Origin of the sequence: Campylobacter sp. LMG 7929 (genome assembly GCF_024723595.1) — a bacterium.
GTDB lineage: Bacteria > Campylobacterota > Campylobacteria > Campylobacterales > Campylobacteraceae > Campylobacter_D.
The window spans coordinates 1-24,211 of record NZ_JANQCY010000012.1; the positions used below are offsets into that span (position 1 = coordinate 1).

The 24,211-nt window shown below is 27.8% G+C and carries 27 protein-coding genes; 4 read left to right on the top strand and 23 right to left on the bottom strand.

Annotated features, from left to right (window positions below; genetic code table 11):
- The 15 genes from CAMP5118_RS06475 to CAMP5118_RS06545 form a co-directional block, all read right to left on the bottom strand.
- Positions 1 to 331, bottom strand: a 331-nt coding sequence (locus tag CAMP5118_RS06475) for a DUF5675 family protein (protein WP_337216899.1), incomplete at its 3' end; no start/stop codon positions are given.
- Complete coding sequence (locus CAMP5118_RS06480) at positions 332 to 1,774, bottom strand: collagen-like protein (RefSeq protein ID WP_337216900.1); 1,443 nt, start codon at positions 1,772 to 1,774, stop codon at positions 332 to 334.
- Entirely contained in the window at positions 1,775 to 2,146 is a 372-nt protein-coding gene (locus tag CAMP5118_RS06485; RefSeq protein WP_139493082.1) for a DUF1353 domain-containing protein, read from the bottom strand.
- Positions 2,127 to 2,624, bottom strand: coding sequence for a hypothetical protein (locus CAMP5118_RS06490; RefSeq protein WP_214135135.1), 498 nt, complete (start codon positions 2,622 to 2,624; stop codon positions 2,127 to 2,129). Before CAMP5118_RS06490 ends, CAMP5118_RS06485 begins: the two co-directional genes overlap by 20 nt.
- A 1-nt stretch (position 2,625) precedes the next feature.
- Positions 2,626 to 3,261, bottom strand: coding sequence for a DUF4376 domain-containing protein (locus CAMP5118_RS06495; RefSeq protein ID WP_337216901.1), 636 nt, complete (start codon positions 3,259 to 3,261; stop codon positions 2,626 to 2,628).
- Between the two features lie 9 nt (positions 3,262 to 3,270).
- Positions 3,271 to 3,720 carry a hypothetical protein gene (locus tag CAMP5118_RS06500; protein ID WP_337216902.1) on the bottom strand — a complete coding sequence of 150 codons (450 nt, stop codon included), beginning with the start codon at positions 3,718 to 3,720 and terminating at the stop codon, positions 3,271 to 3,273.
- Between the two features lies 1 nt (position 3,721).
- Complete coding sequence (locus tag CAMP5118_RS06505) at positions 3,722 to 5,314, bottom strand: hypothetical protein (protein ID WP_337216903.1); 1,593 nt, start codon at positions 5,312 to 5,314, stop codon at positions 3,722 to 3,724.
- Positions 5,314 to 5,925 carry a hypothetical protein gene (locus tag CAMP5118_RS06510; protein WP_012661557.1) on the bottom strand — a complete coding sequence of 204 codons (612 nt, stop codon included), beginning with the start codon at positions 5,923 to 5,925 and terminating at the stop codon, positions 5,314 to 5,316. The genes CAMP5118_RS06505 and CAMP5118_RS06510 overlap by 1 nt, the downstream gene beginning before the upstream one ends.
- A complete protein-coding gene (locus CAMP5118_RS06515) occupies positions 5,912 to 6,238 on the bottom strand; it encodes a phage head completion protein (RefSeq protein WP_012661558.1) in 327 nt (108 codons plus the stop codon). Before CAMP5118_RS06515 ends, CAMP5118_RS06510 begins: the two co-directional genes overlap by 14 nt.
- A gap of 9 nt (positions 6,239 to 6,247) precedes the next feature.
- On the bottom strand, positions 6,248 to 6,685 hold the full coding sequence (locus CAMP5118_RS06520) for a head-tail connector protein (protein WP_012661559.1): 438 nt from the start codon (positions 6,683 to 6,685) through the stop codon (positions 6,248 to 6,250).
- Positions 6,682 to 6,960: a hypothetical protein gene (locus CAMP5118_RS06525; RefSeq protein ID WP_337216904.1), complete on the bottom strand. Its 279-nt coding sequence runs from the start codon at positions 6,958 to 6,960 to the stop codon at positions 6,682 to 6,684. Before CAMP5118_RS06525 ends, CAMP5118_RS06520 begins: the two co-directional genes overlap by 4 nt.
- Positions 6,961 to 6,970: 10 nt before the next feature.
- A complete protein-coding gene (locus CAMP5118_RS06530; RefSeq protein ID WP_012661561.1) occupies positions 6,971 to 8,131 on the bottom strand; it encodes a phage major capsid protein in 1,161 nt (386 codons plus the stop codon).
- Positions 8,132 to 8,141: 10 nt separating this feature from the next.
- The gene (locus CAMP5118_RS06535; protein WP_214098822.1) at positions 8,142 to 8,693 is read right to left on the bottom strand and encodes an HK97 family phage prohead protease; all 552 of its coding nucleotides are present in this window, start codon (positions 8,691 to 8,693) and stop codon (positions 8,142 to 8,144) included.
- An 81-nt stretch (positions 8,694 to 8,774) separates the two neighbouring features.
- Entirely contained in the window at positions 8,775 to 9,644 is an 870-nt protein-coding gene (locus tag CAMP5118_RS06540; protein ID WP_066006890.1) for a hypothetical protein, read from the bottom strand.
- Entirely contained in the window at positions 9,641 to 14,869 is a 5,229-nt protein-coding gene (locus CAMP5118_RS06545) for a hypothetical protein (protein WP_337216905.1), read from the bottom strand. Before CAMP5118_RS06545 ends, CAMP5118_RS06540 begins: the two co-directional genes overlap by 4 nt.
- A 56-nt stretch (positions 14,870 to 14,925) precedes the next feature.
- Here CAMP5118_RS06545 and CAMP5118_RS06550 point away from each other — a divergent pair, with 56 nt between their 5' ends.
- The gene (locus CAMP5118_RS06550) at positions 14,926 to 15,249 is read left to right on the top strand and encodes a hypothetical protein (protein ID WP_066006897.1); all 324 of its coding nucleotides are present in this window, start codon (positions 14,926 to 14,928) and stop codon (positions 15,247 to 15,249) included.
- On the opposite strand, the gene CAMP5118_RS06555 is transcribed toward CAMP5118_RS06550, so the two are convergent.
- The 6 genes from CAMP5118_RS06555 to CAMP5118_RS06580 all read right to left on the bottom strand — a co-directional run bounded on the left by CAMP5118_RS06555 (position 15,241) and on the right by CAMP5118_RS06580 (position 18,978).
- Entirely contained in the window at positions 15,241 to 15,507 is a 267-nt protein-coding gene (locus CAMP5118_RS06555; RefSeq protein ID WP_431520899.1) for a phage tail assembly protein T, read from the bottom strand. The genes CAMP5118_RS06550 and CAMP5118_RS06555 overlap by 9 nt on opposite strands.
- A 32-nt stretch (positions 15,508 to 15,539) precedes the next feature.
- Positions 15,540 to 15,911: a DNA repair protein gene (locus tag CAMP5118_RS06560; RefSeq protein ID WP_214098817.1), complete on the bottom strand. Its 372-nt coding sequence runs from the start codon at positions 15,909 to 15,911 to the stop codon at positions 15,540 to 15,542.
- A complete protein-coding gene (locus CAMP5118_RS06565) occupies positions 15,908 to 16,882 on the bottom strand; it encodes a hypothetical protein (RefSeq protein ID WP_257395614.1) in 975 nt (324 codons plus the stop codon). Before CAMP5118_RS06565 ends, CAMP5118_RS06560 begins: the two co-directional genes overlap by 4 nt.
- Positions 16,883 to 16,945: 63 nt before the next feature.
- Entirely contained in the window at positions 16,946 to 17,296 is a 351-nt protein-coding gene (locus tag CAMP5118_RS06570; protein WP_337216906.1) for a hypothetical protein, read from the bottom strand.
- Positions 17,297 to 17,821: an HK97 gp10 family phage protein gene (locus CAMP5118_RS06575; protein WP_337216907.1), complete on the bottom strand. Its 525-nt coding sequence runs from the start codon at positions 17,819 to 17,821 to the stop codon at positions 17,297 to 17,299.
- Entirely contained in the window at positions 17,809 to 18,978 is a 1,170-nt protein-coding gene (locus CAMP5118_RS06580; RefSeq protein WP_337216908.1) for a phage portal protein, read from the bottom strand. Before CAMP5118_RS06580 ends, CAMP5118_RS06575 begins: the two co-directional genes overlap by 13 nt.
- Before the next feature lie 118 nt (positions 18,979 to 19,096).
- Here CAMP5118_RS06580 and CAMP5118_RS06585 point away from each other — a divergent pair, with 118 nt between their 5' ends.
- Complete coding sequence (locus CAMP5118_RS06585; protein ID WP_337216909.1) at positions 19,097 to 20,857, top strand: P-loop NTPase fold protein; 1,761 nt, start codon at positions 19,097 to 19,099, stop codon at positions 20,855 to 20,857.
- A gap of 633 nt (positions 20,858 to 21,490) precedes the next feature.
- On the opposite strand, the gene CAMP5118_RS06590 is transcribed toward CAMP5118_RS06585, so the two are convergent.
- Complete coding sequence (locus CAMP5118_RS06590) at positions 21,491 to 22,090, bottom strand: DUF4760 domain-containing protein (RefSeq protein WP_337216910.1); 600 nt, start codon at positions 22,088 to 22,090, stop codon at positions 21,491 to 21,493.
- A gap of 240 nt (positions 22,091 to 22,330) precedes the next feature.
- Here CAMP5118_RS06590 and CAMP5118_RS06595 point away from each other — a divergent pair, with 240 nt between their 5' ends.
- Both CAMP5118_RS06595 and CAMP5118_RS06600 read left to right on the top strand, forming a co-directional pair.
- Entirely contained in the window at positions 22,331 to 22,960 is a 630-nt protein-coding gene (locus CAMP5118_RS06595; RefSeq protein ID WP_337216911.1) for a S24 family peptidase, read from the top strand.
- Positions 22,961 to 23,018: 58 nt separating this feature from the next.
- Entirely contained in the window at positions 23,019 to 23,339 is a 321-nt protein-coding gene (locus CAMP5118_RS06600) for a hypothetical protein (protein WP_257395759.1), read from the top strand.
- 13 nt (positions 23,340 to 23,352) lie between these two features.
- Here the strand turns inward: CAMP5118_RS06600 and CAMP5118_RS06605 are convergent, their stop codons facing one another.
- Positions 23,353 to 24,165, bottom strand: coding sequence for a DNA adenine methylase (locus CAMP5118_RS06605; protein ID WP_337216912.1), 813 nt, complete (start codon positions 24,163 to 24,165; stop codon positions 23,353 to 23,355).
- Positions 24,166 to 24,211: the final 46 nt, after the last annotated feature.

Genomic DNA, 24,211 nt, shown 5'->3' on the forward strand with positions numbered 1-24,211 from the left:
TTGTATTTTTGTCTGTATTTCCCCAATGCAACAAAATGTGTCTATCAAAAGGCACATCATCGTTGTAGATATTTACAACGCTATCATCATCGTTTAAAACCTTAACTCCTGCTACTACCCTTTTACCTTTATCATTAAAACTAGATAGCGCATGTCTTTTTAGATTATAAACTCCAGCAGGAACTCTTAAGTCTTTTTCTCTTTCAACACCTTCTTTATCTTCTTCCAAAGAAAAACACTCAAAAAGAATATTTTCTTTTTCATCTAAAACTTTAAACTCTCCTATGACACAAGTATTTCTTAAATACTTTCTAGTTAATTTTAATTTCATTTATTCTCCTTTTGGTGTAATTAAAAACAAATTTGCATATCTCCCATAATCTTTATAAAGATTGTTTTCATCATTGTTTGTATTTGTTTGATTATTGAACTCAGCTTGAGTTGCATTTTCAAAAACATATCCAGCGTGATTTTCATTTTCTTTGGCAGTACCAAAAGGTGCTAGAGTATTTATTTGAAATTCTTTAAACTCAACAAGTTCTTCGTTTTGTTCTAAAGTGGTATTTAAATCAAGAGTAGCTATTTCTGACAATGTTTTAAGACTTTTTCTAATTAAGATAGTAGCTTCTCCTATTTTAAGATTTTTAATCATGTTTTGACCATAGCTTCCAGTTCCTCTAAGAAAAAATTTAGTAGGAAATTCTTTAGTAAAAAGCTCTATAGTAATTTTATTTCCGCTACTATTCCACAATGGATGTGTCATACCACCGTTAATATCAGCAACTTCTTCATTAGAAAAACTATAATTTTGCTTTAGAGCATTTGTAATACAATGATATCTTTCATCTGCATAAATGTTTGTTGTACCTATAGTGCCTAATATTTCATCATCTTCTAAAACATAATCATCGCTTAAGCCTTCTCTAGCCTGTGTTGCTTCTTGCACTCCACTTTTAATACCGCCTAAGCCGTTTTTCTTTATGACAAATTTCCCTTTAGTTAGTCCTTTTTGTATCAAAGTAGTTCTAGCCCAACCACTACCTTCAAAGTAAAATAATACATCACTAATACATCCACCATATTGTCCTGCTATTTTTTCTATATCAAAACTAAATAATAAACTTTTTCTAAAAGATATTTCATCTTTACTAAGCAAATCCATCCAAACACTATCTTGTTCTTTTTTGTCTATACAAACAAATAAAGTTGATTTTTCTTTGTTGCAATAATTATACAAAGTACCTATTTGTGCTTTTATATCAGGACTTGGAAGATTAGTGCTTGTTATAATAGAACCTGCTTGATTACTAAGTCCTAATTCATCTACAACTTCTTTTACTATGGGCTTTAGCTCTTCTTTAGATATACTATCACCTTTATCTCCTTTTTCACCTTTGGCTCCTTGCTCCCCTGCTTCGCCTTTGTCTCCTTTTTCACCCTTTAAAGAAGCTAAAAACTCATCTTCGCTTTTTCCTGCATTACCTTCTTTGTTAAGCCAAATTTCATAAGCACTTTTTCCATCTTCTCCTTTGGCTCCACTATCGCCTTTTAAACTTTGAAGTTGCTCAGGCGTAAAATCTTCATAAGTAAATGCATCGCCTTTTTCGCCTTTATAATTGCCATTTTCTAAAATTTCTAATATATTTTTTTTAACTTGCTCATCATCTAATTTCACTCCATTTTTATAAAGCTCTTTTAAAACTTTCAAACTCTCATCAAAATCTTTATTTAGTTCTTTTGTGTTTTTGCTAATTTCTTCTAATATATTGTGCATTTAAATTCCTTTCAAAAAACATTTAACCACATGGAATGTATTACACGCATGATAAAAAATAAAAGTCTTTACTTTAGAGCAACCAAGCTCACTCATAGCTTCTTTTAAAACTTTATCTGCTAGCTTATAATCATCTTTTGAATATGCTTTTTGGCATAAATAATCATGCACAATTGCTGCGCTAAAGTACTCACTTTTATATGGAGGATAAATACTCCAAAAAATGCGTGGCACTGAAGCACCATCACTAATAAAGCCTTTTGGCACGATAAAATTTAAACCACACAAACTAACTTCAAATTCTTTTACAACTTCAAATCTATCTTTACCAAAAGGCTTAACTATAACCCTTTTAAGTGTTTTTCTTATCATCTTGCCTACCCTTTTCTTCTTCTTTTATATAAGTATTTGTTTTTAAAAAACCGCTTGAAAAATTCTTTATTTTCTCAACTGCAATATTGTAAATATCTACTTCAGCTATTGCTTTTCTTGTTTTTATACATTGAATATTAATCATTACAGAAAGGATTTCTCCTAAAATCAAGAAGCTAAAACTATAATCTACAAAATAATATAAAGCATCTATTTGCTTTGCACCCAAAGCAAACATAAAAGGTATTCCTAGCATTAAAAACTTTGACAAAAGATCAGAAAAGGTATAAGCCTTAACACTTTCATTTAAGGCTAAAGTTCTGCAAAAACCTACTATTGCTGAAAATATAAAAATAACAAACAAAGTAAAAGCTTGAGCTTCTTTAATACCAGTATATGCTAAAAACTGAAAGAAAAAAGCTAAGATAAAAGAACCTCCAAATAAAGCTATATTGGCTGAATTTTCTAAATGCGACATATTAATCCTCCCAAACAATAGCTTCTAAATCTTGTTCAGATTCAGCTTGTTCTATTCTTTCTTTTAATGCATTTGCTTTAAAGATAATTTCTTGGGTATGATAAGCTACACTTGAAGCAAATTTTAAAAAATCTTGTGGTGTAAAAGTTACTTTTTCATCATTTATATCAATCCAAATGATTTCAGAGATTGAGTTAGTTCCACTTTGCATATCAAGCATTAAATTAGTTGCAGCTCCAATGATATTTTGTTTGTCTTCTTTTCTTGTTTGAAAAGTATGCTCATTATAAATAAGTCCGCCTTCTAAAGTCTCATCTCTTTTAGCTCTTATTTCATCAAGCTTAATTGTTTTTAGTTCTTCTAAGCTTTTTTGGCGTACTTCGTATTTTATATGAAAGATATTACTTAGCTCATCAAATTCTTCTTTTCTAACAAGCTCTTGGCTTTTTTCATCAAAACTTGGCAATTCTTGTTCACTCACTCTAGCAAAACCAAGAGCTTTAAGCTCATCATCATTTAATTTACTTAAAAAATAAGTATCTTCCCCTTCTAATTCTTCCTCATCTACTTTAATAATAACTTTTTTTAAATACACATCTTCATTAAAAAAAGCCTTATCATCTATCTTGTAAAACATCTTTCCTCCTTAGTTATAATAAAATGTCAAGTTTCCACGACATTGCAAATTACAATCGCTAGTATTCCACCCTGCTTGTGCGTTGTGACTACCTGTTTGATATGAAGAAAATCTAATTTTATTTGAGTTTATAGCGCCAAATTTTATTTTTGCTTTCACTGGTATTTTTTTATTAGCTGTGTATGATCTTGATGGACCATAAAAACGATGCGAATTAGTATAATTATTCCAAGTTATATCAATAGAATTTGCTGAAGTTTTATTATTCATGTTGTTTGCAGTCCAAACTTCTCCTACAACTAAAACTTCTTTATTTGCTAAATTAGCAGGCACAACATATTCATTAGGTCTTACTAGATTATTTAAACTAAACATATAATTATAATTAGCCACGCCTCCGCCAAGTTCTGGAGGTAAATTAACTTGAAATGTTAAATTTGCAAGCATTAGAGTATTCATATTAAGACCTTACTAATCTGATGTTATTTGCTGCTATGCAAAAATAAGCAAAGGTCTCAGTTCCACTAAAACCACTTTGTGCTATTCTAAATTTAAATGGTGCTTTAAAAGATTTTATGTTTTGACAATTATTTATGGTTATGGTTCCACTTTTACCTGCCCCGCCCCAATTAGCTATGCCCAACTCTGTATTTGCATTTGCTGTTAAAATAAAATGTTGAGCTTGTCTTAAGTCTATGTTTGTTGAACCTACTGTTCCTAAATTTTTAATACCACCGCCATAATCTACATACCACTTTCTAGCTAAATGATTATCAGCTGTTGGATTAACTGCACAATTTGGAATAAACTTAAAAGTAGTATTTCCATTTAAATTAGTAGCTCCATTTGCCGTTAAAGCACCACTTAAAGTTATATTTCCGTTTATTGTCTTGTTTCCTTCTATAGAAACTTTTGTTTTCAAAGCCTCATCTAACATTTTTTTATTTACAAGTCTTTTTTCTTCTAATATAGCTTCCAATTCCTCTTTTTTTTCATCTAAATCTTTTTTAATTTGACTAATCTCTTCTTCAAGTCTTGCTTTTTCTTCTTCTAAAGAAGATACATCGCCAGGTGGAACTTTGTTAAGTTCTTCTTGAATTTGATTTTTTATATTTTCTAATTCATCTTTTTTATTATTTAATTCTTGTTCCTTTTCTAATACTTCATTCTCATGTTTTTCTTGAACATCATCTTTATTTTGCAAATCACCAAGCAAAGAAAGTATATATTTAATATTTTCATCTTTTTGATCAACCCAAATATATGGCTCTATCTTTAAATCATGCTTTAAAATCCAAGCATTATCATCTGTTGTTCTTATATGTATAAAATACTCTCCGGTGCTTTGTTTTTTCCAAATATCACCCAAGTTAGCCTCACTTGGTTCTTCTTCGCTGGTGTGAGTTGGAATATAAACACTTGGATTTTCAGGACTTGTCCAAGTTTTACCGCTACTAGTTTGTACATATACAAAATATTCTCCGGTGCTTTGTTTTTTCCAAATATCACCCAAGTTAGCCTCACTTGGTTCTTCTTCGCTGATAAAAGCAGGTTTTAATTCTTTTGGCAAAGCAGGATTAACCCAAGCTTTATTATCTAAAACTTTCTCACAAACATAAATCTCCCCTTGCATAATGTTTTCATCATCAAGAGGTTTAAACCAAACACTTCCTTCTTTTTTTTGACTTGGTGGTGTTTTTTGAATAAAGTTTATTGTCGGATTTTGTAAAAATTGCAATATTTGTGCTGTTGATTTTTTAAACCATATTTGGTTTAATTTAGGATTAACCGGCTCATTATCACTACTTGCAAAATCAAAAGGATAAACCACTTGCTTATAAAGTTCTTCAAGAATTTCAAGCTTTTCTTTGCTTAAAGCTTCATAAGAAGCTATAGCTTCTTTTACCTTTTCTTCAAATTTATCAATATGTTCTAATATATGTTCATCTATTTTTTCTTTGCTATTGTACAAGTATTCTCTTATAGCTATGATATCTTTACTTGCTTGTTCTAAAATTGTATAAAGCATAAGAGGTGTAGGCTTTTGATTCATTATTCTTCTCCTTTAAAAATTTGATTTATTTCATTTTGCATATTAAGCAGATCTAATAAGTCTTTTAAAATTTTTATAGTATGTTTAGTATCTTCTTTGTTGTTTAAAACTTCAATGATTAATTGCTCATTGTTAGGTATTTCTTTTTGGCTAAGCTTTATCATATTGCTTTCCCATAAAAAACGCTCAATAGAAATATTATGAGCTAAAGATTGACTTAAAGCAGTGTAATCAGCCCCTAAGCAATTATCATTTATTCTTTCTATAATTTCAAAACCCTTTTCATCTATCAAACTTAGCAATTCTTCTGTTTTATTTTGTGTATGCAAAAATAAGGCTTGCTCTAATTCTTTTGCATATTTTAAGAGTTTTAGTTTTTCTTCATTTGCTTCTAAATCAATCTCTTCTAGTTTTAAGTTTATAAAAGACACCAATTCATCTGATTTTTGAGAAATAAATTCACTAAGCTCATTAATTTCTTTTGACAAGCTATTTAATTCTTTTCCAAAAGGGTTTAAAGATCTTACAAAGGCATCTGCTTGCTTATCAAAATCTATAGGATTTTCTAAATCTGGTGGTGATGGTAATTGACTGATTTTAGTTGTAATCATCTATTTTTCTCGCTTTTATTTTTAAAAATCTTTTACTCATACCCTCATCTTGTATGCTTAAAATTTCATATCTACCACCTTCAAACTCGATCAGATAAGACATGTCAAGCTCTAAAAATCTAACTTCGAACTCGCAAAAAGAAGTTTTGTTTGTTATGTTGCCTTGTTCTTTATTTTCAACGATTAAATTTTTACAACTTGCAAATATTTCTTTTATAAAAACTACCTCATCATAATCTAGCTCTTGAAATTCATTTTTACTTTGCATTTTTTTATATATTTTTAAACGATGTTTAAGTTCTTTTGCTTTCATTTAAAAACCTTAGAAGAAGGATATTTTATATCTATTGATAAGAGCTTTACTTATATTAGGAAAACTTGTGTTTTCAAAAGCGTGCAAACAATAGTTTTTAAGCCAAAGTTTTATATCTTCTGGAAGCTCTTCATAACCTAAATTAACAATCATTCTTCCACTACCTTCACAATACAAAACATTGGAATTTGTTTTAAATTCTGCTTTGAATTGCGCATTCTCTAAAGAATTAAATGGGGCTAACACAACTCTTTCATTGAAAAAAGATATTTCATAATTATTCTTAACCAATATGCGATTAGTTCTGTTTTCAAATTCTGTTATGGCAGCTTTTAAAGACTGCTTTATGCTTTCATCAAAAACTTCACTATCTATTCTTAGAAATTCTCTTAATTCTTTTATGTTTATAAGAGTTTTTTCAGGTGCATTTAATTCTTTAATAATCATTTTTTGCCCTTACCTTTTTGTTTTTGCTGAGCTTCATCTACTTGTTCATCTACTTGTTCATCTACTTGTTCATCTACTTGTTCATCTACTTGTTCATCTACTTGTTCATCTACTTGTTCATCTACTTGTTCATCTACTTGCTCTTGATCTATAAGTATCTTTACAATATTTCTCTTTTGAAGTCGTAGAGCTTCTTTATCATTAAGCTCTACCACATCACCTTTTCTATAAAAAACATCACCACTTAAACAAAATAAAAATTCAACTTTTTTCATGACTTATACTTTAAGAAGGAGTTACTATTTTACAAACTGCTTCATCTGTGATTAATTTAGCATCAAGTCTTGATCTAACTTTAATTCCAACTAAATCATTTTGAGCATACAATTCATTTAATCTCGTAAAACTCATAGTTTCTCTATCCCAAATTTCATAAAAACTAAAATCACCGAAGATAGCAGGAATTTTATTAGCACCAAAACCATCTAATGAAGAACAATAGATTACTTTTTTACCTAAAATAGTGTCATATCCACCAGAACTAAGCGCTGGCATCCATAAAGGTCTACCATCTCCATCGACTAATTTATAAAGAGCTTTCATAAAATCATCCCCAACAAGCCAACATGCATTAGATCTATATGCACTTTTTAATGTAAAAAATGCATCAATTACATCATTGCTTGTAATGCCACTGTTACTTGCTAATTCATATTTTGTTTTTGTATTTACAATACCTGTTGGTTTTTTATTTCCATCGCCTTTTATAAATGCTTCTTCCTCTGCTTGTGCAATTTTTTCAGCACTCTTTCTAATTAAAAAACTTTCTAAATTTGAGATATTATCATTTAGTAATTCTTCACTAATTTTAATAATACCTCCCAATTTGTATGCTCCAATAGTTAATTTTGAAAAAGAAGCACTTGCCTCATTAAAACTAGCCATTTCATCAATCCAACCAAAACCACTTATATCTTCAAGTATAGGTATATCTTGATTTGTGGATGATTTTTGCACAGTAGCTATTTTCCTAATTACACTAAGATCTGTCAATTTTGATCTAATTTTTGATTGTAATGTTGTAGGAACTAAAACACCGCCTTTATCACCTGAAGCTTCGTTTAATGCATCTCTTTGCAAAGATGTGTCTATAACTCCACTTCTTAAGTATTTAACAAAAGATCTCATAGAGTCTCTTTCTTCTTCTTTTTGTGGATGTGGATTTTGTTCTAATCTTATACTTGTAACTTCATTTAAAAATTTTTCTCTTTTTTGCTCTTCTTCAAGTCTTAAAAGCTCACTGCGTTTGCTTTCAAAATCTTTAAGCATTTCATTATATTTTTGTTCTTCATCTGTGCTAAATGCTCTTTTTTCATTTTTTGCTTTATTAGAAAGCTCTAACATCTGCTTATGTAAAGCACCTATTTCTTCTCTTATTTTTTGCATTATCTCTCCTTTAAAGTGTTTTAATCATAAGCTCTAGCTCGCGTTCTCTTGCTTGGGCTAAAGCTTTAGCTTCTTTTTGTGTTTGCTCATCAAAAAAGCGTTTTTTTGCATTTTTATCTGCACCTTTCCAAACAGCACTAAGTTCAAAAATTTCAAACTCATTTACAAGTACTTTCTTGGGATTGCTGTCTTTATCTATAGTTTGTTTTAAGATTTTATATCCGATAGATACATCACTTAAAATTCCATCTTTGTATTTTTTAAAAATATTTTGACTTCTCTCATCTTTTGCAAAAATACAGTCACAAACTAATTCGTTATTTTCAACTCTTATATTCTCAATTTTTGCTATAGCATTATCTACGCTCGGATTATGGTCTGTAAAAAGCGTTCTTAATTCGTTATATCTTGCACCGGAGATATCTAATTCCTCAAGGTATTCACCCATATCCCAATCCCAACGCTTACAAGCATTAGAATTTGAAATCATGACAAAACTTAATATATTATTATCACTGTCTATATTTCTTATTTTTGCAGTATCTGATCTAACAAAGTTCATATTTTTCCTTAAAATATGTTTTGTATAGATTTTATAAATTTTTTGAGGCGTTTAAATGCGTGTTAGCTTGATATAAAAATTTTATATCAAACCTTGTATATTTAATTTAATTTGTAAAAAGTCATAGTCTTCAATAGGAGCTGAATAATCTTTTAAAATACCAAAAGTGGTCAGTTTTTTAAACCCATTTTCACTTTCATCTGCAATAAATAGTGTCTTTTTATTATAAATGCTTTCAATTAAATCATCATAGTAATCAAAATGAGCTTTTTCTAAGGCAACTATAAATTCTAAAAATTTCGCTTTTTTACCATCTACTACAGTAGTATGTCCCCATTCATTTGTGTTTGTTTTAGAATAATTAAGATAAGTAAGATTAGCAGGGTGTATAGTAATACCTAATTTTTCTTTTTTACCCAAAAGTATATGTCCAACATTAGCAATATCATTTAGAGCATAGAATGTTATTTTTATTTTAGAATTAATGGGATATTTAAAAAATATAAAATCATCTTTGTTGATTTTAAATCTACCAAAAAAATATTCCCACCATGTGCGAGATTTTCTGTAAAATAGTGATTTTTCATAAATAACCCTTTTATCCAATGTTTGTATTTTAATCTTGGATAAATTGGCATTTAATACAGCTAAGGCATCAAAACTTTCTTTAACATCTATAATAACACTCCAAGTTTTATTGTCTTTACTTTGCGTATTTACCTCATCATCAAAACATGCATTTTCATTTGTAGGACGCATTTTTACCCATTTATCGAAATAAACATCTGGTTCTTCATGTTTGTCTTCATCGCTAGCACTTTTATAAATATATCCCTTAAAAGAAACCTCATCGTTGATCTTATATGTTTTATCTTTATCCCAAATAGCTGTATTATCTTTGCTTATGGTATTTTGCTCTATGATAAACTCCAAAGGTCTTACTATAATCATTTCTCAATCCTTTCTACAATTTCTCTTGTTTGTTTTGTAAGAATTGACATATCCATACAAAGTCTTTTAATGCCTTTATCTACATTGTCTACTTTTGTAATTAATCCATCAAATTTAGAATTTAATTGCTTAAAGCCATTATCTATACCTTTAGAAAGAGCTGCTTCTAATCTTTCAAATATATTAGAAACATCAACCTTTAATCCCTTACCATCTTTTAACGGAATAACTGCCTCAGGATATCCATTTTCTCCTATAATAGCATTTGTTTTTTGTGTTATTATTCCACCATCTGCAAAAGCGAGCGCTTTTTTATTAGGGTTTTTTATTTCTTGATTTAATTCACTATCTACTTTATTAGAATTGTTTTGATATGCAAGCAAAGCATATTTTAAATTTTCTATAGCAGCCACACTTAAAGTACTACCATTTTTTAATTCTTTAATCATACCTTCTAAGTATTTTGCTATAGGTGAATCTTTTCCAAGATACTTAATCATTTCCTGAACTTCTTTTTGGCTTTGCTCTAAAAGAGTTTCTCTATATTTTTTTAATTCTTCTAAAGTCATAGAAGATGTATCTTTTATAGTTTCTTGAAGTTTTTCATTTAATTTTTCATTTTCTAATGTGATTTTGGCAATCTCATCTTGTATTGTATTTAAATCAGCTTCACCTCCTAAATCCTTCATATCATTAGCCATTTTTAACATTTGAAATTGATATTCTTCATAAGATGATGAATTTCTTAAGTCATTTGCTTTGGCACTTGCTGCCTGCTTTAGTTCTTCAAAGGAAGATGAATTAAAATTATTATTTTTAAAATCATCGCTAGCTTTTTTTAGTAATTTTTCATAGTTTTTACTTATCATTTGAGGTGTTTGAATAGTTTGCTTAATCAAATTATCACTAAAGCTAGCAAGAGATGATAAAATATTTTTTTGATTGTTTAAATTTTCTAAAAGTTTATTGTTTTCATTAATTTTAATTTTGGCATATTCTTTTGAATTCTCATCTTCATATGCTTTTATAAGCTCATCAACTTTAGCTAACTCATTCAAATGCTCTGATGAAAAAACTAAACCACCTTGCTCTTTCATTATTTGTTCAAAGGAAGTGATAATGGCTATTAATTGTTTTCTAAGTTCAGTATTACCAGTGCTTAAAAAATCATTTATTCCTTCATATCCAAGCTCTAACAACTTATCATTAGCACTAAAAATATCTTTAAAAATATCTTGTTCTTCTTTACTTAGATCATCTTTTAATCCACCCATTATAGTAGCATACTGATTAAGCAAATCATTAACTTTAAAAACACTAGTATCCAATCCATTAACACCTGCAAAACTTTGATTTATCTGCATTAATTCACTTGTTTTATTAATAATGGCTTGCAAGATGTTATTTACTTGCTCATTTGCACTTGCTAAAGCTTGTAATAATTGCTCCCAAGCTTCTACATTTTCAGTTGAGAAATCATTTCTTAAGCTTTCATTATAAGCCTCATTAAGTTTATCTAGTGAAATTTGTGAAATATTTTTAAATTCATCTTCTTTTAACCCTAAGATATCAAAACCACCACTTACATTTCTAATGGCAGTTTTTAGTGCATACATGGTATCATCTAGAGTAATTTTTGCCACCTTCACAGGATCATTTTTATATATTTGACTTAAAATATTACTTTGCATACTCATAAACTGACCAAATTGCTTAGAAAGTTGCTGTGCATAAGATATATTTGCTTCTTTAGCAGCTTGCTGTATGGCTTTGATTTGTTCGTTAATTAATTCATTATCATCAGTATTTAAAAAACTTTTTAATAAAGCATTTGGAACGGCTGTATCTATAAGAGAATTGCCACTATATTTCCCTGCGTTTATTTCGTATTTGTCTAAATTTGCCCCTAACCTTTCTAATAATGCATATTGATTATCCAAAAATAGATTAAGTTCTTTTATCTTTCTATCATTTATATTTTGATATTCAGTCCAACTTTTTTTACTAAACCACCCTTTCTTTTGATAATCAATATAGCTTTGCAAATTTCCTTGTGAAAAATGATCTTTAAAATTTATATCTTGCCAAAGTCTTAGACCACTTCCGGTAGCTTTAGTTTTTCCAAAAATTCCACCTATAACACTACCTAAAAGACCACCTACCAAAGTACCTATACCAGGTGCTATTAAAGAACCCAAAACTCCTCCTATAGCACCACCACTTCCAGCATGAGTATCAGCTTTAAATAACATATCTCCAAGCTTTCCTATACCATAACCCAAAAGACCACCACTTAATGCATTAGTAGCTAAACCACCAACAAAACCCAAAGTAGAACCAATACCACCGGCTAAAGCTCCATTTATACCGCCAATACCTAAAGAACTCCATAAAGCACCAGAACTAAAAGAAGTTAAAGCAGTCCCTCCAAAAAAACTACCAAGATATGCACTTCCTAAACTTAAAATATTGCTTCCTAGTGTTCCTATATTTTTTATTAAATTAGAAAAATTTTGAAACACAGAAGTAAAACTATCACCAATACTGCTAAAATTAAAACTACCAAAACTTTGTATTTTTTCAAATGTAGAGCCACTTAAAATACCTTCTAATGCATTAAATCCACTTAGCACATTAGATACACCATTTAACACATCTTGTCCTTTTTTAACCTCTCCATTAGAAGATATAATAACTTCTTTACCATCTATAACACCGGTAAAATTTCCATTATTATCTTTTTTTAAACCTAAATCTTGAGAAATTAAACTAACATTTTGATAAGAATTGTTCGCACCCATTAATGAATTTGTAAAAATGCTTGATATTGATCCGCTAATAGAACTAATAGCAGGTGATAGCATATCCATAGCTAAGGATTTGCCTAAACCTATGAATAATTCTTTTAAATTTTTTATTTTTCCTTCTATAAAATCAAAAAAACGACTTTCTATGGTTCTTTGCATATTTGCTATCATCTTAAGATAATCATTTTCTACATTTTTAAATGTTTTTGATGCATTTTTTTCTACATTTAGAAAAGCTTCTTTTTGCGTCTTTATAAGTTTTTGGAGATCTTCTTTATCTAAAATATCTACAAATTTCTCTCTTAATTCTATTTCTTTCAAAGCCCAAGCTTCTTGTTTTTTACCAACACTTTCATAAAATTCAAGCATTAAACTCTTATAGGATTGAAATTCTTTTTCACTCTCTTTTAAATCAAGATCTATAATCATTTCTTCTTTAGCTTTTTGTATAGTTTTACTATCAAAACCTATTTCTTTGAAATGTTTTAATTTTTCATTGATAGATTCCAAGCTTTTTTCATACTCACTCATAGTGATTTGTGAAAGTTCTTTGAGTGCTTGATTTTGCTCTTTTATGATTTGAGTATGCTTTTCTTGAGCAAGTTTTGCTTTTTCTTCTTGATCTAGTATTCTTTTAACCTCATCAGCTTTAACAGCATGAGCTAATGCATTAGATATAATGTTTACCTGCTCTACCAAAGCATTATTTTGCTCCCAATTATTAATACTGACAAGTTCTAATAATTTTTTATTTAAATCATCTAAAGCTTTGTTTGTTTTTTCTAACTCTTGGCTTTCTATTTTTGGAATTTGAATTTTTGTTATTAATTCAACTGCATCCTTTAACTCCTTATTGAGCTTTTCTACACTCTTTAGTTTTACCTCCTCTTTTGCATTTTGCTTAATTTTATCATCTAAAAATGCTATTTTTTGAGCAATATTTGCTATCTCTCTTGCATCTTCAACACTTTGTTCTCTAATAGCCCCCATAAAAGAAAAATCTATTTTTTGTAGATAAGAGATTGCTTTTTTATAATCATCTCCTATGATTTCAAATGAATATTCTTTTAAAAAATTTCCTATTGTGTTTTGAAAGCTTCCAATATCTGATATACTTTCCAACTCTTTTTCTAATTGCTCTTTTTGTTTTTTCAAATCTTCTATATCTAAAATTTCAATTTTTCTTTTAAAAGAAGAATTTAACTTTTCTGTTTTCTCATACGCTTTATCTAAAGCATCTTCTATAGCAAACAACCTTTCTATTAAAACTAAAGGTATAGCATTCTTGGCAACATTTGATAACGCTTTAAATCCCCTAGATAAAACAATAGTTCTTTTATTTATTTCATTTATACTTTGAGTATTAGAAAGCAACCCGACTCTTTGTAGATATAAAGCATTTTTAGTATCTAGTATCGAAGCTTTTAGTTCTAAAAATCCTTTAGATAAAATCGGAGCTATTTTAGAGTATGCCTTTAAGCTAGCAAAAGCCAAAGAAACATTAATAAGTATAGGTGTTAAACTCTGAAAAGTTTTAATAAAACTAGAAATACTATCTTTATTTTCTTCCATGTAAATATTTAGCTTTAACAAGCTTTCATTTACACTTTCAAATATAGGCTTACTCAGCTCTCTTTTTAATTTATCTATATTTGACTTTAGAAGTCTAACATTATCTTCATATCCTCCAAGAGCTAGCTGAGCAACCTTAACATTTTCACTTGTTTTTTGAATAATTAAATTATATAGATTACCACTTGCATTAGCTTCTTTAATAGCTTCGTTAGTAAGTCCGATTTGTTTTAAAAACCTACCAAGATCAGAACTTGATAATACAGCTCCATCTCCAAGACCATCTATTGTCATTTTCAGCTGTTCTACTCCAAGACCTGATATTTTAAGAGTTTGCATTAAATTTTCAAAAGATTTTATACTTTCATCAAAATTCATATTTTTTGAAGCACCTGCATAAAAACTAGAAAAAATATCCGCTAAATCTGATACAGCATATCCTGACTTAGCAGATAAATTATTAAACTGCTCTAGTGTTTTAGCGCTTTGTTTTAATGACAATTGATATTTTTCTTGTATATTTAGTGTCTTACCAAAAGATGTAACATTGGATGAATTTACAGCTATTAAGGAAGCTATATTTTTCTTTGTTTTTTCATATTGAGCATTTAATTCTATAAAAGATTTGGCATAATTACTCACGCTATCAAACATAGCTTTATAACCATGATAGCTTTGCACAAAATGTGCATTCATATCTAGTATCGCTTTAGATAGACCCAAAAAGCTTTCTTTGGTATCTTTTGTTTTTTGATTTAGATTAACAAAGCTTTGGTTTAACTTATTAACACTAACCACTCCTTTATTTGTATCAACACTTATACCAACTTTTACATTTTTTGCCACTTTAATTTCCTTTTATATATAATTTAGCTAGAATGAAAACAAAAAAAGGTATTAGAATGTTTTTTTACTCTTATGAGCCACTTACTTTTATAACTTTGCTGTTTTTGCTTGTGGTGTTTTTTATGGCTAAAACTAAGAGTAAAAAAGAATTTCAAGAAAAGATTATTGATGAAGAACTTGCTAGCTTTACTAAAGCTGTTGATATTTTTCTTAAAGAAAACAAACCACAAAAAGCTCTGCTTAGTGCAAAAGCTATGCAATTTGGTATAAAAAACAATCTTTTTAATCACGATATAAAAGTTCAGTTTTGTCAAATTTTGCAAGAAAACCCAAATGAAAAAGAATTTATCGTGGAGATTGATCATAGTTTATTATCCTAAAAGTTCTAAAAAATCTAAACCTAATTTTTTTAAATCTATATTTTGATTTGTATTAGCACTTTGCTTAATTGATGGCTTCAAATGCTCACTTAGTAAAAAATCTTCACATTTGTTTTTAACTCCCATAAAAGATGCAATCATACTAAGCAAAATACTAATTTGTATTTCATTTCTATCGCAAGCTAAAGGCTCATTAGACAAAAACTCCATCCACTCATTAAATTCTGCCTGGGTAATGCTTTGTTCTAGTTCGCCTATTGTTTTTCCTAATGCAAGGGCTAGGCGATATTTTAATCGCCCTTGCTCTCTTGCTTTGGGACTTCTACACTAAAGGTTAAAATTTCATCAGCTATTTTAGAAATAACAGCAAGTGCGGCTTGATTAAGCTGTGTAATTTCTTTTTTGCTTAATCTTGGCTCTACAAGTCCTTTTAAGACAACTTCGGTTCTAAAATTAGAGTTGTTGCTTATGGCTTCTATATTGATTTCATTAATATCATCACCATCTTTACTATCTTTTTTAAACTCTATTTTATGATTTTTCATAAGCTCATATTGTTCTAACATAGAAAGTTGTTTTATGGTTATTTTTTCATCAATGCCATCAATATTAATTTCCTTTGTTTTAAGAGAATTGTTTTGTAAAAAATCTTTTAAATTCATTTTTTTCTTCCTTTTTGTGTAAATTTGTTAATGTTGAATTCTTCTTCAGTGGCAGATGAAGCCACACCACTGCTTCCATCGCATGTGTATTTTTTTCTTATATCTTTATTTGCTGGATATGTAAGAGATAAAGGATTTGGATAAAAATAAATTGTCTTGCCTTTTAATTCTTCATAAGTTTGACCTTGAGTTGGCTCATTTTTGATTTCATGAATGATGTTTTCATCATCTTCTTTTACCCATTTATCCTCATGTTCTTGCTCACTATCTATAAATTCTTTACTTTCATTAAAAATCTGCTTATTAGCATATGGACACACACCTCTAATGCTATCAAAGATATATACAAGTCTTTCATCATTAGTTTGTGGCGTTTTTAGTGTGCTTGGATTTGGATAGTAATAGATCGTTTTTGATTTTTTATCCGCATAAACATCACCTACATTTAACGCATCGCTAGTATGCTCTATATTATCTCCTTCTTCAAATCTAAAAGGAGTGATGTCTTTTGCTTCTCCTATTTTTTCTGCTGTAATATTTGCGCTAAATTTATTATTAGCTTCGCTGGTAACTTCAAAACCCGTTATTTTCATTTTGATTTTTAAAGTTGTTTTTCTTTCATCATTAACCTCAACAATAATAAAAACTTCTTCATTTTCTTCAAAAGCCTTTTCAAGATAATTTACACCTTCAAAATCTTGCGTTTTTCCATCTTTTACAAATTTATAAAGCAAAGACATATTCACAGTGGCACTTGTTTTTTTACCTACTGCATTTATTTCTTCATAATCTCTGTCATTAATTGGGCTTAATTTTTGACTTTCCCTACTTCCTCCTTTAAGTCCTGAAATGCTAGTTAAAAAACCTGCTTGTACTGGTGTAGATCCGGCTGTTTCCATAGCACGAGATAAAACTAATACTCTAAGACCTTGAACATCTGGTGCTTCTGAAATTATTTTTTCTTTTGGCATTGGTTCTCCTTGCAATAAAATACAAATAGATTTTAAGAAAACTTTGAGGCGTTAGAAAGCGTATTAAAATTTAAAAGTTAAAAACACATTACTGTAATAAAAACCATTTTCTTCATCTTCTCCGGCTATGAGTATATCTGTTGGCTTTTTATCTATACTAAACAATAAATTTTCCAAATCTTCTTTTATATTTCTTAACTTTTGATACTTTTTACTATATATGGTAAGGGATATTTCTATTTCTTTTACTAATAATTTATTATCAATACTTAAAACTATTTCTTCATTGCTTATTTCATAAACTATAAAATTTTCTTTACTTTCTATAGTTGCTTTTATAGGATAAACATCTAGTTTTAATTCATTTTCTAAATTTTGTAGAAAGCGGACTAAAAATTCTTTGTACATTTTCATTTAAAACCCTAATTTTTTTAATTCTTTTTCTAATTCGTTTTGAACTAAAATATCTGCCTTTGGTTCTATTTTTTTTGTAGCATTTTCCATAGTTTTATATCCTTTTACAAAACTTGTTTTACCTTTTTTGTTTTTTCCTCCTCTATGCCAAAATCCATGCTCTAAAAAATGTGCATAATAAGCACTAGAAAAATACTCTATTTTATTTTTCTTTTCATTCTTTTTCTCTAAAGTCCATTTTTTAAAACCTTTTAGTTTTTCATATCTTTTTTGGCTTACTTTTTTCTTTTTAAATATAACAGCAGCTGCCCTATAAACACCTTTTTCTAAATTTCTACTTGTAACAGCCCTAACACTTGATCTTAAAAGACCACTTTCTTTAGGTGCTGTTTTTTTATAAACCTTAGCTATTTCCTTGCTTACACTCATAGCGCCTTTTCTAGCAGCTTTTGATAATGATGAATTACTCAGTGTGTTTAAATCTTTCATTAATTCTACAAGACCTTCTACTTCTATTTCTCCCAAACCCCATCCTTTAATGCATTTAACTTTCCTAAATTTAATGCTATAAGATGTTCATTTCCATTGCTAATTGGGTTCATCTCCTCTAATGCCCTAACCTCATTAATACTCATAACTCCATTGTTTAAAGCTTTTGTATAGCTTTCCCATCTTGAAGCACTATCAGCTCTTAAAATAGCATTGATATTAAATTTAAAATAATATTTTCCCCATTCGCTTTTAGTAAGCAAAAAGCGATTAAATGCTTGTTCTATTTTTGTAGTAAGAGGCGTGATTGTTTGAACCATGTAGTTTGTTTCTTGTTGTTCTATGTTAGAAAATGTTGCTCTAGAAAGATCTCCTAGCTTATGCGGGGGTATGTTAAATAATCTTGCAATTTCTATAATCTGAAATTGTTTGCTTTCTATAAATTGACTATCTTTATTTGCGCTTGTAGTTTGAGTAAATGTAGAGCCACTTTCTAAAATGGATATGTTGTAAGCTTTCTTTTGACTATAGTTTTCTTTAAATGATTTTTTCAATCTATCATATGCTTGATCACTAAGCTCATTTGGAACAGTAATAACACCACTTGTAAAAGCACCATTTTGAAAAAAGCTAAGCCCATGTTGTTCTATGGCTGTAGCTAACTTTGCTGTGGTTTTACTTTTTCTTAAAGGTGCTATTCCATTGACACCATCTTTTGTGTGATATGGAACATTGACTATTTCATCATAGCTTAAAACAACACTGCCATTGCTAGAGTATGCACTATAAAAGTATTTTCCACTTTGTTTAAACAATGAAATATCTTTGTTTTCTATAAGTTCTATGGAGCAAATTTGCCCATTTCTTTTTCGCATAGGATATAAAAAACCATTTCCATAAATAAGCATTTGCACCATAAAAGCTTCTATAAGTGTAAATGGTGTCATGGTTTCATTTGGTGCAATTTTTATAAGATCAAACAAAGGATGATTAGTGGCTAACATAGAGCCATTTTTTTCTTTTTTGTATAGATTTAATGGCAAAGAAGCTATAGTTTCGCTTATATTTGATATAGCTGCAATTACAGCAGAAAGCTCATCAGAATTTACCTTTTCTCCTGAAAGGAACTCTAAGGTATGATAATCTTGATTTCTTTTTTGTGTTTTAAAAAATGATTTTATTTTATCTAGCATTCAAAGCCTCGTTTTTTTAAGTATTTTAAAAAAACTTTGAGGCGTTAGAATGCGTATTTGGTATAAAAATAAAAAATAATTTTGATAATATATGGTAAATATTTTATAGGAATATACAATGAATAAGATTGATAATATTGCAAATTTTTTAGATAACAACTCTAAAAAATGTTTAGCTATAAATGGGTCTTGGGGCATAGGTAAAACTTATTTATGGAAACAAGTTGAAAATAAACTTTCTGAAATAAATGCAGATAAAAAGATTGTTTATATAGATCTTTTTGGTAAAGAAAGTTATAAGCAAATATTAGAAGAGATAGTTTTTAAATTATATGGAACTTATAATTCTATTACAGAAAAAGCTTCCAATATTGTAAGCAAGCTTATAGAAAAAGCAAGTTATGAGTTTATAAAAATAGAACCTAATGCTATTTTTTCTTTTGCTAAAAAAGATGATTTTAATAATATTATTGTGTGTTTTGACAACATAGAAAGAAGATCTGATAATCTATCTTTGAAAGAAATTTTAGGACTTGTAAATTTACTTAAAGAAGAAAAAGAATGTAATGTTGTTGTTATTTTTCACGAGAAAGAACTAAAAGAACAAGATGATAATTTGACTGAAAATAATAAAGAAGAAGAGACTGAACAAGATTTTAATAGTTGGTATCAAAAAGCTAAAGAAGGACAAGTCAAACAATATAATAGTAAAAACTGGTATCAAATATACAAAGAAAAGGTTATTGATTGTGAAATAACGATAAAAAACAATGATGAAGTAGCAAAGGCAATCATAAAAGATAGAATAAATAAATATACTAAAATTACAGATGAGATAAGAAATATTATTGAAAATATTATTTTCGAAAGATATAAAGAACAATGCAATGGAAATCTAAGATTATTATATCACGTATTAGAACACATAGATTATTTTAACAAGCATTGTTTTTTATTGTTTTGCAAGTATGAAAATAAAAAAACATTTTCAGATGCTCTAAAATTAAGTTATAAATCATTAATATCTAAAACTAAAAAATATCTTTCTATTAAAATAGAAGAAAATGATTTATCTTCAAGCTACCATCTTTACGAAAAATACCTAAAAAATATGTTTTATTTAAGTAAAGAAGAAAAATACCAACTAAGACGCGATTTTTATCAAACTTTAAAAATTGATCTTTATTATAAACTTCAAAACTGCAAGATAGAATATTTGGTAGGTAATTTAAGTGATAAACAATTTGTAAAAGATATTGAAAATTCACTCCTAAAAATAGATTTTTATTCAAAAAATGGAATGACACACTATCCTTATGGTTTTTATCAAAACTTACTTTCAACTTACACACAAATTACAAAGAAAAAATTAAGCAACATAGAAGAAAAAATCAATCAGCACTATATAGAAGCTCTTGTTATGGAAGAATTAGAATTTGATTTTCGCGATGATTATAAATCAGATAAAGATTTTTTAAAATTATTAAAAGATGAAAAATGGAAGCGTTGTTATGAAGATACCAAAGAAAAATATAAAACAAGCAAGTATGAAAGTATTAATGCTTTTATTAATAGCTATGAGAACATAGAAAGTAGTTTTTATCCCGAAGCGATCAAGCAATATAATTTTTTTAAAAAAGAAGAATTAGTACAGCTATTTAAAAATAATAACAATTTTTGTAGGAAATTTTTTAATCATTTTTCTATGAATATGGTTGCAAGTCATAAATTTGATGATGATTTAAATAATAATTTATTTCAAGCTTATTTAGATTTTTTAGATTTAGATGAAAATAAAATAAAAAAAAGTGTTGTTTTAGAATATATAAATTCACAAAATAACGTATTAAGAAAGTTACTAATAGAAAATAATCACTAGCTTTCAAAATAAAATCTTTTCATTGCTTTTTTGCAATTTTTTATAAGGAGTATTATAAAAAGAATAAGTAACTATCATAAATGTTTTTATCAAAAACATTAAATAATAGAGTTTTGAAGCTTATAGAAATACATTTTCATCTTTCTCAATTCAAAACACCAAACATCCCAAAATGTCCCTTTTATCCCAAAAAAGTGATTAAATACTGTTTAAAAGATAGATGAATACGAGCTTTGATTTTAAATTTTATATCCCAAAAGTGTTTTTTACTCTCTAGGATAGTTACATTTTTACTTAAAGTATTCTTATGTTTTTTAACCATGTAACTATCCATATAAAACACTATATAATCATAGTTTAACCACTTTTTATACAAGAATAGTATGTAACTATCTATAACTTTGAGGTTTGGAGGATAGCTACATAGAAAACTTAAACATTTAGTAAGTTTTTGCAAGCTTGCAATAGACTAAGATTACTTCAATTTATTTAAAAATTATTTTTATTTTTTAACTTTGATAATAACTTTTGCCAATTGTAATATTTTTTTAAAAGATAAATATAAAGAGCGGTATATTAACTTTTATAGGAATACATAGCTATATTTATTTTAGACTTATAAATATAACTATATTAATTTTTAATTAAGTATGAGTTGTGTTTTTGCGTATAGATAATACATCTATTTCTTAATTTCAGAAGTTTTTGTAACCCCAAAGGATTATTTTTTTTGAAATCATTGCTATTTAAATAACAATCATATCTTTCCAAAATATCTTTTATCATATATGCAAAATGTTCCATTATAATATCTTCATCTAACCTATTATTTTCAATAGAAGTTTGAAGTGTTTCAAAATAATTCATCATCATTATAATTGATCTTTGTAGTTTTGAATTCTTTCTAATCTTTTTTAATATTGCTTTATCTCCTTTTTCTTTTTTTATATTTTGTTGCTTTCTTGTATAATCTCTTGCCTTTATAAAATGTTTTTCATCCCATTTGGATAATAACTGCATTGTTGAATTAAATTTATCCACTCTTGTTTTTTCAAAAATAGAATAAGCATTTAGTGCCAATGAGCTTGAAATTACATAAGCAGAAACAACAGATACAATAGCTTTAATTCTACTTTCTAAATCATCAACATATATAAAACATAAATATATTGCTATAAAAAACCCGATAGTCCATAGAAATAGGATAAAATATTTATTTTTTAATATTTTCATTAAAAATCCTTTGATATATAATTAAATTTCATTGAAATGATATATTAAATTTTTAATTTAGTCAATTTTAAAAGTTAAAGCTTTATTCTTTGACTTTAATTTCTAACACAAAATTAAGCATATTTTTATTTACAAACTTTTTAAGTTTGACTTAAAAATTAATCTTTCAAAATAAAATCTTTTCATTGCTTTTTGCAATTTTTTGTTAAATTCTTTTAAATTAAAATAAAAGGATTGATCATGCAAATGCAAGAAGTAATTGAGAAGTTAAAAGACATACTTGCAAGTGAAGGTAAGTGCGAATTAAAAACAAAAGATATAGCTAAAGAATTAGGTATCCATCCAGACACTTTTAATTCTATGAAATTTAGAAACTCCATTCCTTATGCACATATTTTAAATTTCTTAGAAAAAAGAAATATTAGTATTAATTACTTCTTTTATGGAAGCTCTCCAAAAGATCAATTAGAATGTGAATACAAATATAAAATTTTAAAACTATATAAAACCAATGCTAGTTTAGGTGGAGGTGGTATTAATGATATTTTAGATTTTGAAAACATATTAATAGATCAAAAGATATTAGATTTTTTTAAAACAAAAGATTGTGAGCTTATTACTTGCTATGGTGAGAGTATGGAGCCAATTATTAAAGATAAAAGTATTTGTGTAATAAATAGAAATAAAACTTTTAAAAACAGAAGCATTTGTGTAGTCAATACTAAAGATGGGCTTTTTATCAAACAAGTTTTAAAACAAGATAATGGAGTGATTTTACACTCTTTAAACCCTTTATATAAAGACATATTTTATAAAAATGGAGATTTTTTATTAGTTGGTGTGGTAGTTGGAGAGCTTTCTAAGATCTAACAGCACACAATAAGCTAAGCCAAGCTATTGTGTGCTTAATCAACAAAAGGAGAAAAAAATGAAAGAGATTAAAAACTATACTGATGAAGAATTAAAAGAAAAAATTATGCAGGATTTAGAGGATGAATTTAAAATTTTGTATAAAAGACTTTTAAAAGAAAAAGATTATCTAGCAAGAGATAATATCTTAGAGCTTATGACTATTTATAATATGGGAATATATTCTTATTCTATTGCAAAAATACTTGAAATAAATGAAGATAAAACCATTATACAAGTGCCTTTATTTGAAAGATATATAATCGGTAGAAAATTTGTAGTTCAATACAATGATAAAAAACAAAAATATGAATTAAAAAGCACTTTTTGTGAATTTTAAGGAGTAAAACTCCTTAAAAGTTCATTATTAAAACCTCCTTGCTTTCTTTTCTTTTTAAAATATTATTATTTAAAGAATATCTTACTTTGAGCTCCTTAAAATTAAAATCTTTATAAAGTTCTCTTACAAGCTCACAATCATTATAAGAAAGCATAAATTTGCCCTTGATGTTTTTTAATAACTCATTTAATAATTTATGCTCTTTTATTCCAAAACCATTAGTGTTTTTATAATAATTTTCAGTCCCCACATAAGGTGGATCTAAATAAAACAAAGCTTCATTGTAATCATATTCTTTTAAAATATATTCAAAGCTTTTATTCTCAATACTAGCATGTTTAAGCCTTTGCGTATGTAAGCTAAAATCTCTAAGCAATCTTTTTGGCGCTCTTTGTTTGCTCATAGCAAATTGACCCATGTTTGATCCAAAAGAAGTACTAATGAGATAAAAATAAAAAGCAGCTCTTTCTATATCATTCCTTGGTTTTAATTCTTTATTTTTTATCATTGCAAATATCTTTCTACTCACTAACATAGAATTAAGCACATTTGCTAAGCTTTGTGGTTTATTTCTAATACAAAGATGTAGATTAATAAGCTCGTTATTTATATCATTAATAACTTCTATTTTTGATGGGTTTTTTTGATAAAAAACGCTCAAAGCTCCGCCAAAAACTTCTATATAAGTTTTATGCTCTGGCATTAAAGCAATGATTTCTTTAGCTAAATAGTTTTTACCACCTACCCAAGCAAATGCAGCTTTTAATTTAGTTTGTGTAGGTTTAGTTTGTGTGCTAGTTTTTAGAAATTTGTTTATAGTGTTCATGACAAATTCCTTTTAAAATAAAATTTAATTAGCTAGCTTCTAAAAA

What these genes read in the sequence shown, in the direction of transcription:
- CAMP5118_RS06480 (WP_337216900.1), bottom strand. Translation starts at nt 1,774, where the DNA reads ATGCACAATATATTAGAAGAAATTAGCAAAAACACAAAAGAACTAAAT.
- CAMP5118_RS06485 (WP_139493082.1), bottom strand. Translation starts at nt 2,146, where the DNA reads ATGATAAGAAAAACACTTAAAAGGGTTATAGTTAAGCCTTTTGGTAAA.
- CAMP5118_RS06490 (WP_214135135.1), bottom strand. Translation starts at nt 2,624, where the DNA reads ATGTCGCATTTAGAAAATTCAGCCAATATAGCTTTATTTGGAGGTTCT.
- CAMP5118_RS06495 (WP_337216901.1), bottom strand. Translation starts at nt 3,261, where the DNA reads ATGTTTTACAAGATAGATGATAAGGCTTTTTTTAATGAAGATGTGTAT.
- CAMP5118_RS06500 (WP_337216902.1), bottom strand. Translation starts at nt 3,720, where the DNA reads ATGAATACTCTAATGCTTGCAAATTTAACATTTCAAGTTAATTTACCT.
- CAMP5118_RS06505 (WP_337216903.1), bottom strand. Translation starts at nt 5,314, where the DNA reads ATGAATCAAAAGCCTACACCTCTTATGCTTTATACAATTTTAGAACAA.
- CAMP5118_RS06510 (WP_012661557.1), bottom strand. Translation starts at nt 5,925, where the DNA reads ATGATTACAACTAAAATCAGTCAATTACCATCACCACCAGATTTAGAA.
- CAMP5118_RS06515 (WP_012661558.1), bottom strand. Translation starts at nt 6,238, where the DNA reads ATGAAAGCAAAAGAACTTAAACATCGTTTAAAAATATATAAAAAAATG.
- CAMP5118_RS06520 (WP_012661559.1), bottom strand. Translation starts at nt 6,685, where the DNA reads ATGATTATTAAAGAATTAAATGCACCTGAAAAAACTCTTATAAACATA.
- CAMP5118_RS06525 (WP_337216904.1), bottom strand. Translation starts at nt 6,960, where the DNA reads ATGAAAAAAGTTGAATTTTTATTTTGTTTAAGTGGTGATGTTTTTTAT.
- CAMP5118_RS06530 (WP_012661561.1), bottom strand. Translation starts at nt 8,131, where the DNA reads ATGCAAAAAATAAGAGAAGAAATAGGTGCTTTACATAAGCAGATGTTA.
- CAMP5118_RS06535 (WP_214098822.1), bottom strand. Translation starts at nt 8,693, where the DNA reads ATGAACTTTGTTAGATCAGATACTGCAAAAATAAGAAATATAGACAGT.
- CAMP5118_RS06540 (WP_066006890.1), bottom strand. Translation starts at nt 9,644, where the DNA reads ATGATTATAGTAAGACCTTTGGAGTTTATCATAGAGCAAAATACCATA.
- CAMP5118_RS06550 (WP_066006897.1), top strand. Translation starts at nt 14,926, where the DNA reads ATGTTTTTTTACTCTTATGAGCCACTTACTTTTATAACTTTGCTGTTT.
- CAMP5118_RS06560 (WP_214098817.1), bottom strand. Translation starts at nt 15,911, where the DNA reads ATGAATTTAAAAGATTTTTTACAAAACAATTCTCTTAAAACAAAGGAA.
- CAMP5118_RS06565 (WP_257395614.1), bottom strand. Translation starts at nt 16,882, where the DNA reads ATGCCAAAAGAAAAAATAATTTCAGAAGCACCAGATGTTCAAGGTCTT.
- CAMP5118_RS06570 (WP_337216906.1), bottom strand. Translation starts at nt 17,296, where the DNA reads ATGAAAATGTACAAAGAATTTTTAGTCCGCTTTCTACAAAATTTAGAA.
- CAMP5118_RS06580 (WP_337216908.1), bottom strand. Translation starts at nt 18,978, where the DNA reads ATGCTAGATAAAATAAAATCATTTTTTAAAACACAAAAAAGAAATCAA.
- CAMP5118_RS06585 (WP_337216909.1), top strand. Translation starts at nt 19,097, where the DNA reads ATGAATAAGATTGATAATATTGCAAATTTTTTAGATAACAACTCTAAA.
- CAMP5118_RS06590 (WP_337216910.1), bottom strand. Translation starts at nt 22,090, where the DNA reads ATGAAAATATTAAAAAATAAATATTTTATCCTATTTCTATGGACTATC.
- CAMP5118_RS06595 (WP_337216911.1), top strand. Translation starts at nt 22,331, where the DNA reads ATGCAAATGCAAGAAGTAATTGAGAAGTTAAAAGACATACTTGCAAGT.
- CAMP5118_RS06600 (WP_257395759.1), top strand. Translation starts at nt 23,019, where the DNA reads ATGAAAGAGATTAAAAACTATACTGATGAAGAATTAAAAGAAAAAATT.
- CAMP5118_RS06605 (WP_337216912.1), bottom strand. Translation starts at nt 24,165, where the DNA reads ATGAACACTATAAACAAATTTCTAAAAACTAGCACACAAACTAAACCT.